The sequence below is a fragment of the Shewanella sp. MEBiC00475 genome, from assembly GCF_005234075.1.
GTDB lineage: Bacteria > Pseudomonadota > Gammaproteobacteria > Enterobacterales > Shewanellaceae > Shewanella > Shewanella polaris.
The window spans coordinates 170,435-185,441 of record NZ_CP039928.1 but is presented as its reverse complement, the minus strand read 5'-3'; the positions used below and the strand labels follow the sequence as shown (position 1 = coordinate 185,441).

General features: G+C 38.4%; 14 protein-coding genes and 1 pseudogene. 9 read left to right on the top strand and 6 right to left on the bottom strand.

Annotation, left to right across the window (positions count from 1 at the left end):
* Window positions 1-301 precede the first annotated feature (301 nt).
* Both cdd and sbcB read right to left on the bottom strand, forming a co-directional pair.
* Complete coding sequence (cdd, locus tag FCN25_RS00810; protein WP_137221094.1) at window positions 302-1,198, bottom strand: cytidine deaminase; 897 nt, start codon at window positions 1,196-1,198, stop codon at window positions 302-304.
* Window positions 1,199-1,243: 45 nt separating this feature from the next.
* Complete coding sequence (gene sbcB / locus FCN25_RS00805) at window positions 1,244-2,659, bottom strand: exodeoxyribonuclease I (protein ID WP_137221092.1); 1,416 nt, start codon at window positions 2,657-2,659, stop codon at window positions 1,244-1,246.
* Between the two features lie 164 nt (window positions 2,660-2,823).
* Between sbcB and FCN25_RS00800 the strand changes: the two genes are divergently transcribed.
* From FCN25_RS00800 to FCN25_RS00790, 3 genes are all read left to right on the top strand, one after another.
* The gene (locus FCN25_RS00800; protein ID WP_137221090.1) at window positions 2,824-3,630 is read left to right on the top strand and encodes a hypothetical protein; all 807 of its coding nucleotides are present in this window, start codon (window positions 2,824-2,826) and stop codon (window positions 3,628-3,630) included.
* 24 nt (window positions 3,631-3,654) lie between these two features.
* Window positions 3,655-4,476, top strand: coding sequence for a 23S rRNA (guanine(745)-N(1))-methyltransferase (rlmA, locus tag FCN25_RS00795; protein ID WP_137221088.1), 822 nt, complete (start codon window positions 3,655-3,657; stop codon window positions 4,474-4,476).
* 257 nt (window positions 4,477-4,733) lie between these two features.
* The gene (locus tag FCN25_RS00790; RefSeq protein ID WP_011637160.1) at window positions 4,734-4,940 is read left to right on the top strand and encodes a cold-shock protein; all 207 of its coding nucleotides are present in this window, start codon (window positions 4,734-4,736) and stop codon (window positions 4,938-4,940) included.
* Between the two features lie 746 nt (window positions 4,941-5,686).
* Here FCN25_RS00790 and FCN25_RS00785 read toward each other — a convergent pair.
* The 4 genes from FCN25_RS00785 to FCN25_RS00770 all read right to left on the bottom strand — a co-directional run bounded on the left by FCN25_RS00785 (window position 5,687) and on the right by FCN25_RS00770 (window position 9,046).
* Window positions 5,687-6,586: an ABC transporter ATP-binding protein gene (locus tag FCN25_RS00785; RefSeq protein WP_137221086.1), complete on the bottom strand. Its 900-nt coding sequence runs from the start codon at window positions 6,584-6,586 to the stop codon at window positions 5,687-5,689.
* Complete coding sequence (locus FCN25_RS00780) at window positions 6,583-7,416, bottom strand: ABC transporter permease (RefSeq protein ID WP_137221085.1); 834 nt, start codon at window positions 7,414-7,416, stop codon at window positions 6,583-6,585. Before FCN25_RS00780 ends, FCN25_RS00785 begins: the two co-directional genes overlap by 4 nt.
* Window positions 7,417-7,451: 35 nt before the next feature.
* Window positions 7,452-8,105: a YceH family protein gene (locus FCN25_RS00775; protein WP_137221082.1), complete on the bottom strand. Its 654-nt coding sequence runs from the start codon at window positions 8,103-8,105 to the stop codon at window positions 7,452-7,454.
* 107 nt (window positions 8,106-8,212) lie between these two features.
* Window positions 8,213-9,046: a S1 RNA-binding domain-containing protein gene (locus FCN25_RS00770; protein ID WP_137221080.1), complete on the bottom strand. Its 834-nt coding sequence runs from the start codon at window positions 9,044-9,046 to the stop codon at window positions 8,213-8,215.
* A 585-nt stretch (window positions 9,047-9,631) separates the two neighbouring features.
* Between FCN25_RS00770 and speA the strand changes: the two genes are divergently transcribed.
* From speA to FCN25_RS00740, 6 genes and pseudogenes are all read left to right on the top strand, one after another.
* Window positions 9,632-11,542, top strand: a complete 1,911-nt coding sequence (gene speA, locus FCN25_RS00765) for a biosynthetic arginine decarboxylase (protein ID WP_137221078.1) — start codon at window positions 9,632-9,634, stop codon at window positions 11,540-11,542.
* Between the two features lie 245 nt (window positions 11,543-11,787).
* Window positions 11,788-12,717: an adenosylmethionine decarboxylase gene (locus FCN25_RS00760; RefSeq protein WP_137221076.1), complete on the top strand. Its 930-nt coding sequence runs from the start codon at window positions 11,788-11,790 to the stop codon at window positions 12,715-12,717.
* 252 nt (window positions 12,718-12,969) lie between these two features.
* Complete coding sequence (locus FCN25_RS21035; protein WP_254693798.1) at window positions 12,970-13,098, top strand: hypothetical protein; 129 nt, start codon at window positions 12,970-12,972, stop codon at window positions 13,096-13,098.
* A gap of 102 nt (window positions 13,099-13,200) precedes the next feature.
* Window positions 13,201-13,838 (top strand): annotated as a pseudogene (gene pdxH, locus FCN25_RS00750) (pyridoxamine 5'-phosphate oxidase).
* A 29-nt stretch (window positions 13,839-13,867) separates the two neighbouring features.
* Window positions 13,868-14,335 carry a YaiI/YqxD family protein gene (locus tag FCN25_RS00745; protein WP_167496085.1) on the top strand — a complete coding sequence of 156 codons (468 nt, stop codon included), beginning with the start codon at window positions 13,868-13,870 and terminating at the stop codon, window positions 14,333-14,335.
* A 50-nt stretch (window positions 14,336-14,385) separates the two neighbouring features.
* Window positions 14,386-14,961 (top strand): YceI family protein, encoded by a 576-nt coding sequence (locus FCN25_RS00740; protein ID WP_137227284.1) that lies wholly within the window; start codon window positions 14,386-14,388, stop codon window positions 14,959-14,961.
* Window positions 14,962-15,007: the final 46 nt, after the last annotated feature.

Below are 15,007 nucleotides of genomic sequence, written 5' to 3'. Positions count from 1 at the left end.
ATCTGATTATTAAACGAAATAAATTATCCATATGCGGTTGTTGATTAAACCGCTTTTGTAAATGCGATATTATTGGCTAGTGAATAATTCAATTCAACTAATAAACAGTTAGTTGTCTAATATTATGACCATTAAAAACATTCATTAGCTTAGCATGGTATTAGCAACATATTGCAAAATATAATACATTATTAATTTAGGTTAAATGTAGTGTTAATCCAAATAAAAAAGGCGCTGATTAGCGCCTTTAGTTTGTCGGAATTAAGGAGGGTACTCTTTTAGATAACGAGCTTGCAGTTATTTATTCTTGCAATGGCTCTACAACAACATGTTGCAGTTCAACGGGTGCGATTGCATGCAAGGCATCCATTGCTGCACCGACTAAACTGATTTTTCCAACAGATGATTCTACTAATACAGCACGCTTTATTTCGCAGTATTGGCGGTTATGGCGGATTAAATTGGATAATGCCATTTGCATCGGTTGCATTGATGGGTTAAATGCCGCATTTTCGGCATAGCGGCCGCAAAAAGTGGCTCCATCGCTGGTCTCTAATACCACTGCTGCATTGCAATTGGTATAGGGAGCATAACTGAGTCCCATCTGGTCAATGGCTTCTATGATCATTGGGTCATCAGAATCGCAGCAGAATTCTTGTTCACGTTTGCATAATAGTGGCACGGTCACGTCTAAATCGGCAGGTCCAAAGGCATAGGGTAAGTAATGTGCCAAGGTTTGAGTTTCTTGTTGTGGTAGATGAATGTTAATTTTACTGCCGTTAACAAGTTCATTCATAAATTGACGACAGTGACCGCAGGGACTGAAATTAATAATAATATCTACAATTTCTGTCTCACCACCTAACCAAGCATGGCTGATGGCACTTTGTTCAGCATGTACTGAGTGGAATAATGCTTCACCGGGTAATTCTAGATTCGCCCCCATGTAAAAGTCGCCACTGGCACCTTTTACAATAGCGCCAACATAAAATTCACTTATAGGTGGATTGGCCAGTGCAGCAGCAATAGGTAATAACGCCATGAGTACTTGTTGCTCTGTTTGACCACTGGCGTTAACCAAAATCGCAAATTGTTCTTTAGCAATATGACCGCAAAATTGGTCATTCAATAATGGCACTAGCGCAGTGGCCAAAGGCTTGTCTAGTTGAGTAATGCTGTCTAAAAATCTATTTTGCATTCCCTTAATCCTTAGATGAAATAAATCGGGTAAAGTGAAAGTTCACTATAATGACTGTAAGTATTGATATAGGGCTTTTAATAGCTTTTGTTTATGTTCATTCTCGCTGGTTTCTTCGACCAAGTTCTCGAGTTTTATCACATAATCAGGATCTGATAATCGTTGTTGGCAGAATTCACGCCATTTGCGTGCCTCATTGTCGCTTAATGTTTCTGGGTAGTTACGAGCCCGGAAACGAAACAACATTTCATTGATCCGCGGATCATCGAATTGTAATGCTAATGCCGCTAAATTGTGTGGTGCCGTGTGGCAAATAATATCCATTTTAGCTTTATCGGCATGGCTGAAAAATCCCCCGCTATAAAGCATTAAATCTGGATCCGTAATGGGTTTACGATCTGATTCAAGTTCAAACACTTGGTTAAGCTTTTCACGCAATTCGGGATGGTTTTTTAAGCGTTTATATTGTTCACGCGCAAATGCTTTATCAAACTGTAATTTTACAGCCACTTCGTCGTCAAGTAATTTTGGCGAACCAATGAATGGACATTTATTGAGATGGATTTGTTTTAATGGAATAGCAAGTTCGTTTTCGGCTAAGTTTTGACGAGACGTGTACATGCGGTCGCTTATTTCTTGAGCTGACAATTCCAACAATGGCGAGATATCCATGGCCAAATTAACGCAAATAACCGCGTTTTTATTAGTCGGATGGTATGCAACAGGCGCGATTAACGTAGTACAACCTTGTAATGCACTAATTTTTGAGCTGACATGAACCAAGGGTTGCATTTTTAATACATCAATATGGTCCGCAACCGCTTGTTTACGTCTTAAATTGAAATAGTATTCGTATAGTTTGGGTTGTTTTTGCTTTATCAATTTAGCCATAGCAATGGTTGCATATACATCTGACATCGCATCATGGGCTTTTTCATGACTTAAACCATTCGCTTGGGTCAATAATTCCAATTTAAAACTGGGTGAACCATCTTCTTTTAATGGCCAATTAATCCCGTCTGGACGAAATGCATAACAAGCTCTAACCAAATCGATAATATCCCAACGTGAATTACCGTTTTGCCATTCTCGAGCGTAAGGATCAATAAAATTACGGTAAAAGCCGTAACGACTCACTTCATCATCAAAACGTAATGAGTTATAGCCGACTACGCAGGTATTGGGTTGGCTGAATAACGTATTGATACGTTTCATGAACTCAGCCTCTGGCACGCCTTTAAGATTCGCCAGTTGCGGGGTAATACCGGTAATTAAAATAGCTTCAGGAGACGGTAAGTAGTCGGGTGCGAGTTTGCAATAAAAGGTTTCAGGTTCGCCGAGAATATTAAGTTCAAGATCGGTTCGAATACCCGCAAACTGTGATGGACGATCTTTACTTGGAATTGCCCCAAATGTTTCGTAATCGTGCCAAAATAATGTTGGTTGAATTGCGTTAGTCATAGTCAATATAAGATCCTTTTCGCGATTAAAACCATGTTAACATTTCTCAACATAAAAATGATAATGAGATAATGATCAATACAATGTTTCTTGATAGCTTTATATATTGATGACAAATGACGCTCTACTCGTTACAGTTTGGTTAAGTAATAAAGGAATTTCCAATGCATCATCATGTATATACTCAACCGTGCGTTATTGAAATCACTCAACCGACAGCGTTGACACTTTGCTTACCCGACAGTGTGAGTGATTTATTGGTATTATCATCTATGGGCAATCCTTTGGTTGAGTTTGTCGTTAGCCAAGTTAATCACACTCAAGCAACATTAATTATTCGTTTTCAACCGTTCTTAACATCTATTTTTGAACATTCGCAGTCATTCGTTGACACGCGTAAACAGCAACGGTGTATAGGGCAAGCGATCAAGTTATACCCTTCAATGGGAATAGCACCTAGAGTGTGTATTGAACAGCTCAGGAAGGGTTTGACTATTAATATTCACGCTGATGAAAATGTGTATTTTAATTTACCTGCCGACGCTCGTTTTGAATTAGTGACACTAGAAAATGACTTACGATTACTGAGCGAGCCTCAAGCACTCGTGATGGCCAAAGCAATATTAGGGCGTAAGTTTGACTATGATGAGCCATCTAACATGCTGGCTGTTCATATCAGTGAGTTAGAACAAGTTCGTCGAGATTTACGTGATTATCTTAGTGGCGAATCGGGTAAAATCCATCCTGGAGTGTCAACGGAACTATTAAAACTCGATCATTTATTGCAAAATAAGCATCAATGGTTGTTACATACTTATCATCAATCGCTGGAACGTCCCAATTTGGGACGCCCATCGAATGAACAACTTTACAATATTGAACAACTACAACGTAAATTAGATTGTTTTGAGCTATTAGCCCCTAAAGATTTGTCGGATATGGTCAATCAACTATGCGATGACGATTTTTAATTTTGAGTAACTTTAGAGTCCTCCATGTCTTATATTTGCCCTATTTGTAACGCCCCATTAGCACAAAAACAGAACACTTGGCAATGTGAACAGCGCCATCAATTTGATTGTGCTAAAGAAGGTTACGTTAATTTATTGCCTGTACAAAAAAAGAAAACTAAAGATCCCGGCGATAACAAAGAAATGATGCTCGCCAGACGAGAGTTTCTTAATCAAGGCTTTTATCAACCCTTAAGCGATAAAGTTAATCAGTTAGCGCTTGAGTACACGAGTGGTGCACAAAAAATACTCGATATCGGTTGTGGCGAAGGATATTACAGCCATCGATTATTCGAAACGCTACACTCGGTGGTAAAACCCAATTGTGAGCTTTATGGACTTGATATTTCTAAGTCTGCAATTCGTTATGCGGCTAAGCGCTACTCAGCATTACATTTTTGTGTGGCGAGTGCTTTTGAAATGCCTTTCGCTGATGATAGTTTTGATTTAGCCATCCGTATTTATGCGCCGTCTAAAATTGAAGAGTTACAGCGTGTAATCAAACCGGGTGGAATACTCATTACTGTTTCTCCTGGACCGATGCATCACTATGCTTTAAAACAAAAAATTTATAGTGAACCTAAATTGCACCCACAAGAACCTATGGTGTTAGATGGTTTTACTTACTTAGCTCACCAAGCGTTAGCCTATCCATTAACATTAACTCGTGCGGAAGATATTGATCACTTTCTTAATATGACTCCCTACGCTTGGAAGTTAAGTGACTCACAGAAGGCACAGATAATAGAGCAAGGACTCGAGTGTGAGATAGATTTCAAAATTGAAATTCATCAACGCGAACAATAAACAATCAGATGATTGATATAAATAACTATTTGATGCTCAAAGATAAACCATTTTTTCAAGTCACTAAATAAATGCCATTGTTTTGTGGATGTTTGTTGACTTATCCTAAAAATGGTTTATAGTTTACTCAGCTTGAAGGTTGGGCTTATATTTATCAATACGATCAGTTTCGTCCTGTAAACATAAGTAATACCGGCATTTTCCAGCTTTACTGCCGTTAAGGCTTTAACTATTTTTTTTTACAGGATTTATATATTATGTCTCAAGTTACTGGTGTTGTTAAGTGGTTTAACTCTGATAAAGGTTTCGGATTTATTGAGCAAGAGTCTGGTCCAGACGTATTCGTTCACTTCCGTGCTATCAACTCAGACGGTTTTAAAACTCTTGACGAAGGTCAGAAAGTTTCTTTCACTGTGACTCAAGGTCAGAAAGGTCCTCAAGCTGAGAACGTTTCAATCGTTTAGTATTTAGCTTCTGCTAAGTGTTAAAGATTTAAAACTGTAGCAATTTATTGCTGCAGTTTTTTTTGTGTTTTTAATATGTATTGTCATCATGCTAATCGTCTAATCGTCTAATCGTCTAATCGTCTAATCGTCTAATCGTTTGTTTTACCTCATTTTATAATCTATTCATCTTATCGTTCGCCCAAATAATTGTTGTAGCACATTGGTAACTGATCGTTTCAAAAACACTCAAGTTCCTCGTTCAAAAATGGTAAATATAGTTCAGTTGCTTTGGGAGTAAGCAGGGCAGACCTTTACATCCCTAGCTCCAGTGCCTTTGTTTAATGTTCTGATAAAATAAGGTCTTGTTCAACATTAAGCTTGCTGGTATGAATGGGGTTGGGTTAATTTCATAGCATTGAGTCAGCTTATGAGGCTTCTCGTCATTCAGATTACTTTGTCTATGAGCTATAGTGTGATGTTAAGGGTAGAGTATTTATTTTTTACTATAGGTACTGAGGGATAGAACACTTTATTGCATTTTTTAGACGACTTATTGAGTATTAGTTTTCGGCGTTTAAGGGGTAATCATATTGACAAGATACGTCAGTAATAAACAAAAAATGCCATCGTTTATTAATTTGGTGAGTTTCACTTATTAATAAACAATGGCATTAGATACTGATGCTTATGACGTTTTTGTTAGGCCTTTTTACGCAAACTTATTTTAACCAATACAAATACGTGGTTTTACATTTGATGATGAGTTAAGAAAACAAGGTTTCTTCTAATGTCCGGCCTTTAAGTAATGCTTTATATTGCCAATGGTGAGCTGTAAACAGCTCAAACAACTGCATTTCAATAGCAAAGCCAGATTGTTTTTGGTATTCGATAACATACTGCTCATCACCGATGCGCCTTACTTCAATAATATCATTAAGGCCTAATAACTGCTGATGGAGGCTGTCCATGTCACATTGTTTCATTGTTAGTGTGATGAAGTCAGTCGCTTGACTTGCTTTAATTGATACCGATTGCTGCAACTTACCACGTTCAAGGTAGACAACTTGATCACATAGTTTTTCAAGTTCATCAAGGTTATGTGAACTGATCACAAAGGTTGTATGGTCAGATAAGTCTTTCACAATTTGACGAATTTTTTTAGCATTCGCCGGATCAAGTCCAGCGGTCGGTTCATCGAGCAAAACAATCTTAGGTGAACCTATTAGTGCTTGCGCAATAGAGACTCGTTTACTCATCCCATGACTTAAACTTTTAGGTTTAGCCTCAGCGGATTCACTAAGGTCGACAAGTGCGAGAACTCTTAATGCTTCTTGCTTTGCTGCCGATGCGGTCATGCCTTGTAATTGTGCAAAAAACTGTAGTTGCGACACAATACTAAAATTGGGATCTAGTGCTGCATCTTGTGGTAATGCCGACAATAGCCCTTGTAATGCTTTGCTACCGGGCTTATGGCCTAAAATACTAATACTACCGTTGGTGGGTTGAATATAACCGCAGAGTAAACTAAATAGCGTAGTTTTACCTGCTCCATTTGGGCCCACTAATGCAATAGGGGCACCTTCGGTAAGAGTTAACGATACGGTGTCGAGCGCAAGTTTATTGCCATATTGTTTAGAAAGGTTGTCACATTGAATAATACTCATAGCGCACTCCGGCTCATTAATACTTTACCAATAAATAAAATAACCACAGTTTGCAGTAAGGGAATGGGGGCAAGTGCTAAAGAGCTTAACCCTTGAGTATTGATCAAACTCGAAATTTGTGAACCTGGGAGTATCCAGTTTAACCAGCTTAGTTGTGGGAAATTCATATTAATTATGGCAATAACAATCGATACTACAGCCCATAAAATAATCGCAAATATACTCGCCTGTCTCGCAGAGTTTGCATATAACGACAATACCGCCATGGCTGCAGTATAAGGTAGTAACACAATCACAAGATTAATCATGACTAATAAACTGGTGGTTATTGAAGGTACTAACAAGGACATGTCACGGGTTAAGGCCAATGCAATGGTGGCTAACAATGTTAAAACAATAAGCATTAGTTGGATAAACATTTGACCTAAAAAACGACCAAAGAACAAACTGGTACGACTTACTCTTAAGGTTAAAAACCGCAAGCTACCACGTTGTTTATCTGAGCTAAATTGATCTGCGGCGATAAAAATACTGAACATTGGAAACAAGTAGAGTGCCGCTAGCCAGAATACCGCAAATTCAGCAACTGGCCATTCGAACAGATGCTGTAAGCTTCCTGTTCCAAAGAGAGCTTCTGTAAAGTCTTTAAAGTTCGGCTGCATGATGAATTCAGAGGCACTTTTAATTGGATAAATAAGTAAAATAGCCCAAATTAACATGAAAGCAATTAATGCGACCATACCGCTTTTATTGGTAAAACGTTTGGTTAGCTCATATTTGGCTAATAACCAAATATGAGTAAGTGTCGATGGTGGGGCGGTACGATCCATAATGTTTTCCTTGACTGTTTAACGGAAAGCGTAAATTAGTTTAATAAGCTTTCTAGTTTTTCGAGTTTCTGTTCAAGTAATTCAACTCTTTGTTCTAGTTCTACAATCCGAGAATCTTGCTGTAAAGTTTGTTGAGTGTGAGTTGACACTACAATGGCATCACTGCTGTTCACTTGATAGTCTTCAACGTTACCACTAAAGCACTCAAGGAAGCGGCAATCACGTTTATTGGCTTCTCTAGCAAGTTGAACCACTAACGGTTTTTCTCGTTGGCTTAATGCCAGTAATGCTGTTTCAACCTGTGACATATCAATGAAGTCGTGGAGACGATTAGTGCGAGTTTTGAGCTCTCCAGGTGTTTGTGGTCCACGCAACAGTAAGACACAAATTAATGCAACTTCAGCACTGTTTAATTGCAACTCACTGAACTCGGTATTACAAAAACGATGTTTATATTTTACCACTCGGCTGCCAAAACCTGATTGCTCACTGATCAGGCGTTTTTTTGTAAGGTCATCTATCACTGTTTGCACTTGGGATTCGCTAAGTGACATAACAGGTTCACGACTGCTTTTTTGGTTACATGCTAAAGTGAGTGAATTTAATGACAGAGGATATTGATCTGGAGTAGTGAGTTCTTTTTCGAGTAAGCAACCGATAACTCTAGCTTCTAGTTGGGTTAATTCCATACACAGTATCCTTTTATATAGAAAAGCATGATTCTATTACTTTTATAACAGAGCCATGCTTTTTCTCAAAGGATTGGACTAGTTTAGCAAGGTTAATCGATTATTGTTCACACAGTTAACCGAATACCGTCACTTTCGATAGTAATTTCACCTGCTTTAAATAAGCCACCAATTGATTTTTTAAACGCTTTTTTACTCATACCGAGTTTGTCATAAATAACATCTGCATCGGTTTTATCGTGCAGTGGCAGAAAACCATTTGCACTACGCAGTTTATTAATAATTAAACGGGCATTTTTGTCTAGCTCGTCTTTGTCGCCTTTTTGAAGCACAAGATCAATTTTACCGTCACTGCGGATGGTTTTAATATAGCCAGTCACCTTCTGACCAAAACGAAGTTTTTGAAATACTTCATTAGCATAAATGACACCCCAATGCTCATTATTGATAATGGCTTTATAACCTAAATCTGTGGTGCCACCGATGATCAAGTTAACTTGTTCACCTTCTGTATAGTGAGCTTCAGTTTTGTCGACAAACTTATCCAGTTTAGAAGAGGCCATAATGCGCTCATCGGCATGGTTAGCATGAACATAGACTAAGTATGAATGACCTTCTTCAGCAGGTTTGTGTTGCTCACCAAAGGGAAGTAACAAATCTTTGTCTAAGCCCCAATCTAAAAAGGCACCAAATGGTCCAGTGACAATCACTTTTAAATAAGCATATTCACCTACTTGGGCTAATGATTTTTGGGTGGTAGCAATCACAATGTCTTCAGAGTCTAAGTAAAGAAATACATCTACCATATCCCCGACATTACATCCGGTAGGGACAAATTTATTAGGAAGCAAGACTTGTCCAAGCTCTTGAGCATTTAGATAAACCCCAAAATTGACTTGTTTAATGACTTCCAATGAATAACGTTTACCGATTTGTATCATGAATGACTCTACTTTAGTTAAAAATGAAAAGATGATCGCAGCAAAAACACGTAATTATACACGTAAATTTAGATCGCGTTGTGTCAATTATTCACTACCTAAAATCATTTGTGGTTATCTGCATCTTGGTTGATGTTTATGACAACGATTGTAGATGAATTTTTCTGATGATTAACGTGGTAATTTGCTTGCAATACACCTCATTGCAGGTTTTAATTGCGCCGTTTTTATAAAGGCGATACGGTGACTCGTTTTCTATTGTAAAGTGAACTAAGCATGAGCTTAATCAGTAAAATACTTGTTACTGCCTTAATCTGATGTTCAGTTAGCCAAATTTGCATGCTTTGTGAATATCTGCGTAAGATGCTCTATGTAAGAAGATGCCAAAGATGATAGAAAAGATCATATGAGATTAGGCAATAACATTGCGCCTTTATTTTTTCTATCACAGGTTTTTCAGTCATAATCACAATGCTGAATAAACTATTTTTTTCTAAGGTAGCCTTTTGGGTTATCTGGATTTTTAACAAGCAGCCGCCACCAATTAAGGCGCTGCTAACTTTGATACAAATACGGAAAATAATTATGTCTGATTGGTCTATCGAAGATGCTCGCTCGGGTTATAACGTGACTCACTGGAGCCAAGGTTTTTATGGTATTCGTGAAGATGGTGAAGTGACAGTGTCACCTAACCCACAAAATCCAGATCATAAAGTTGGCTTAAATGAATTAGCCAAAAGTATGGTTGAAGCAGGTGTTTCGTTACCGGTATTAGTCCGTTTTCCGCAAATCTTACACCATAGAGTGGAAAGTTTATGCGAAGCATTTAATGATGCAATTAAGAAGTACGATTATCAAAATGATTACTTGCTGGTTTACCCGATTAAAGTAAACCAACAAAAAACGGTGGTTGAAGAAATTTTAGCCAGCCAAAAATCGAAAGAAGTAAAACAGTTAGGACTTGAAGCTGGCAGTAAGCCAGAATTAATGGCTGTACTTGCGATGGCACAAAAAGCCAGCTCAGTAATTGTATGTAACGGTTACAAAGATAAAGAATATATTCGCTTAGCATTAATTGGCGAAAAGCTTGGCCATAAGGTTTATATCGTTCTGGAAAAAATGTCAGAACTAAAAATGGTATTAGCTGAAGCTAAAAATCTCGGTATCACACCACGTTTAGGTTTACGTGTACGTTTGGCTTTCCAAGGCAAAGGTAAGTGGCAAGCCAGTGGTGGCGAAAAGTCTAAGTTTGGCCTGTCTGCTGCACAAGTATTGAAAGTGGTTGCCGAACTGAAAAGCGTTAATATGCTTGATTCTTTACAGTTATCACATTTTCACTTAGGTTCGCAAATTGCCAATATCCGCGACATTCGCCAAGGTGTGAGTGAGGCTGGTCGTTTTTACTGTGAATTACGCCAACTTGGTGCCAGCATTGATTGTTTCGATGTCGGCGGCGGGTTAGCGGTTGACTACGATGGTACCCGAAGCCAAAGCAATAACTCAATGAACTATGGCTTGAATGAGTATGCCAACAATATCGTCAATGTATTAACGGATTTATGTAATGAATACGAGCAACCAATGCCTCGTATTATTTCAGAATCTGGTCGTCATTTAACCGCGCACCATGCGGTGTTGATTACTGATGTGATTGGAACTGAAACCTATATACCTGAAGAGATTAAGCAACCAAATGAAGACTCACCACAATTGCTTCATAACATGTGGCAATCTTGGTTAGAAATCTGCAGTGGTTCTGATCAGCGTGCAATCATTGAAATTTATCATGACAGTCAGAGTGATATTTCTGAAGCTCACTCTCTGTTTGCCGTGGGCCAATTGAGTTTAGCGGATCGCGCTTGGGCCGAGCAAACTAACTTACGTGTTTGTCATGAAGTGAAGGGATTATTAAGTAACAATAACCGTTATCACCGCCCAGTGATTGATGAATTAAATGAAAAGTTAGCCGATAAGTTTTTCGTTAACTTCTCATTATTCCAATCATTACCGGATGCATGGGGTATTGATCAAGTGTTCCCTGTATTGCCGTTATCGGGGTTAGATAAGGCACCAGAGAGGCGTGCGGTTATGTTAGATATTACCTGTGACTCTGACGGTATTGTTGATCAATATGTTGATGGTCAAGGCATCGAAACTACCTTGCCAGTGCCAGCATGGAGCGCAGACAGCCCATATTTGATTGGTTTCTTCATGGTGGGTGCATACCAAGAAATTTTGGGCGATATGCATAACTTGTTTGGTGATACCAACTCTGCGGTTGTGCGTATTGATGAGCGGGGATTAAGCCAGATCGAATCTGTTTTAGAAGGCGATACAGTAGCTGACGTTTTACGTTATGTAAACTTAGATGCGGTTGACTTTATGCGCACATATGAAGAGCTTGTGAATCAACATATTGTTGAAGAAGAGCGTGCCAGCATTCTAGAAGAATTACAGTTAGGTCTTAAGGGTTACACATACTTAGAAGATTTTTAATCTTATCGACTAAGTGATGTTAACTTGTGATTAAAAAAGCCTAGTGACCTCAGGTTGCTAGGCTTTTAAATTGCTAAGATATTTGTAACTACTTAGATAACTACTACTTACGCTTATTTCATCGTTGAAAAGAGCTCATTTGAACCACTAAACTAGGTTTTTACCTTGAACTAAGTTAGCGTAAGTATTTACATTGCATCTTAATACAAACATCTTTAATTAGAATCGGTACTGAGTAGTTACAAATGTTTTTTGAAGGTTCAGAAAAAAAATTAGAGATTATTGTTAATGCATCCGCGCCTAAATTACGATCTTTAGATCAAGCATTTTGGCTGGAGCTTGTTGCTGCCTCAAATGCAGATATTTTATCTACTATAAGTAATGAATATTGTGATGCTTATTTACTGAGTGAATCGAGTTTATTTGTGTGGGATGATCATATCGTTATGCTCACTTGTGGGGCTAGCACCTTGGTCGAATCGGCTTGTTACTGTATTGAAAGTTTAGGTGAGCAAGCTATTGCGTATGTGTGTTATCAACGCAAAAATGAATATTATGCTCATTTACAAGCAAGTTCTTTTGGCGATGATGTCGTTAGATTAAGGCATTTTATCGCCGGACAAGCCTATCGAATGGGGCACTTAGATAGCCATCATCACTATATTTTTACCACCGATAAAAACTATCAAGCCAGCCAGCTCGATACCACCAATGAACTGCTGATGTATCATATTTCTGGTACGGTAGCAGACTATTTACGTAGCGATGAGCAATCAATTGTTCAAATTAGTCAGATGCTGCGGCTGAAACAACTATTTGATGGTTTTAGTATTGATCAGCATTTATTCAGTCCGTTAGGTTATTCGATCAACGGTATTCGTGGTTCTGAATATTTTACAATACACATTACACCCCAAGAAAACAGTTCTTATGTGAGTGTTGAAACTAACATTGATATGAACTCAACTCAGGTTAATATTTTTGCTGAACTGGTAACATTATTGCAGCCTAACAGCTGCGACCTTATTGGCTTTAATAGTAATATTGCCGATAAGCCCTTTTTAAATTACTTGTGTTTAAGCCATTGCGCGATGACAATTAAACAAGGCTACAACATACATTTCAGCCATTATCAGCAAGATAGCTTAGAAGTACTAATACCCACATTATTGTAATTATCGGCATTTACCATGTTTGGGATAGTCTATGACGACCTGCGCAGAAAAAGCTGATTATTCGCTTTATTCAAACGCATTTGGCTGTTTACGCCAATAATTTATTTTTAAACCATAGAATCTGACGCAGATGTTGTGGTCGTTGTTTTACCTTTTGACATGGCAACATCAGGTTGTTCTGGTGGTCGAATGATGGTTCAACCAGTGATAAAGCGATGAAAAATCATTCGTGGATGACCTGGGTTGAATATTGTGGGTATGAATGTGGTTGAAGTTGCCCCAGCTTATAACTCAGCTAATATTACTGCATTCGCAGAGGCCACTCTGGGACTTGAAATGCTGCACGTTTGGGTAGAAGGTAAAGGCTTAATTAAAAAGTGATTTAAACTTTGCCAATAAGTTAATAAGCCAAGCTGTAGACGTTGGCTTTTTTGTGTATCCTCAGCGTAGAATAGGTCATACAAGGTTTAATAAGGAACCAAGATGAGTGATTTAAGTGATATTCGCCGTGAATATAGCCAAGGTGGATTGAGGCGTAGTGATTTACCCGTCAATCCAATGGATTTATTTGAAAAGTGGATGCTACAAGCCAAAGACGCTGAATTAACTGACCCAACTGCAATGTGTGTGGCGACGGTTGATGAATATGGTCAGCCATTTCAGCGTATTGTGTTACTCAAAAAATTTGATGATAACGGTTTTGTGTTTTTTACTAATTTAGAAAGTCGCAAAGCAAAACAGATAGCTATTAACAGCAAAATTAGTTTATTGTTTCCTTGGCATCCACTTGAGCGCCAAGTGGCTGTACTTGGCCAGGCTGAGCCATTGTCTATGTTAGATGTAGCAAAATATTTTATGTCCAGACCCAAAGACAGTCAAATTGCGGCATGGGTATCTAAACAATCCAGTAAAATTTCAGCCAGACAAGCCCTAGAAGGGAAGTTTGCCGAAATGAAAGCCAAGTTCGCCCAAGGTGATGTGCCATTACCGAAATTTTGGGGGGATATTTGGTGCGTCCAACCAGTATTGAGTTTTGGCAAGGCGGTGAACATCGGTTACATGACCGATTTATTTACACTAAAAATGATGCTGATTGGAATATAGATCGGTTGGCACCTTAATGAGTGTTAATGAAGTGGAGCAATTAGCTGTGATAACCAATAAAATCTGGGTTGATGCTGATGCTTGTCCCAATCCAGTTAAAGAAATGCTATTTAGGGCATCTGAGCGTAAGTCGGTACGATTAGTGTTAGTAGCTAATCAAATGATTAAAGTTCCTATATCACCATTAGTTAGTATGATACGAGTGAGTTCGGGTTTTGATGAAGCTGATAACTACATTGTGGAACAAGTAGTGAAAGGGGATTTAGTTATTACAGCTGACATTCCTCTTGCATCAGATGCTGTTGATAAAGGCGCACTAGTATTAAACCCTCGAGGTACTGTGTATACAGTTGAAAATATTAAACAGATTCTGACTATGCGTGATTTTATGGAAGAGATGCGCAGTAGTGGTATACATACAGGCGGTCCGAATAGTTTTTCGCAAACGGATAAACATGCGTTTGCACAAGCGTTAGACAAATGGCTGGCTAGATTGATCCCCAGCAAGTTATAACCAAAGATTAAACTATACTTAATCTTACTTTCAATACAAAGGACTTTATGATGAAAAAATGGTTACCTTTTCTCGCTGCGAGTTTGCTGAGTACATCTGTGATGGCTGGCGACTGGCAAATCAATCAAGATCATTCTCGGGTGAGCTTTATTTCTATAAAGAAAGCTGATATTGCCGAAGTGAATCATTTTAAACAAATTGCTGGGTCATTAACGGATGCGGGGGCTTTTTCGTTATCCATTGATTTAAGCAGTGTTGATACTGGAGTTGAAATTAGAGATCAGCGATTACAGACAGTATTATTTGAAGTTGCTCAGTATCCAAAGTTAACCTTGGACGCAATAGTAAATCCCAAATTGTTAGCCGGATTAAAAGTCGGTGACACCTTAACCACTCAAATTGAAGCTACCATTAATTTACATGGTCAGAAACAACAGAAGAGTTTTGAAGTGTTAGTGGCTAAATTGTCGGATAAAAAAATGGTAGTGACAAGTTTAGCGCCAGTGATTGTTCAGGCAAATGAATTTGGTTTAGTGTCCGGTGTCGAAAAACTCAAAGAAATGGCAGGATTGCCAAGCATCAGCTTGGCAGTGCCAGTGTCATTTGTGCTAACCTTAGCGCAATAGTCATTTGTGATTAAGAATGGCTTTCAATCATAAAGATTGAGAGCCA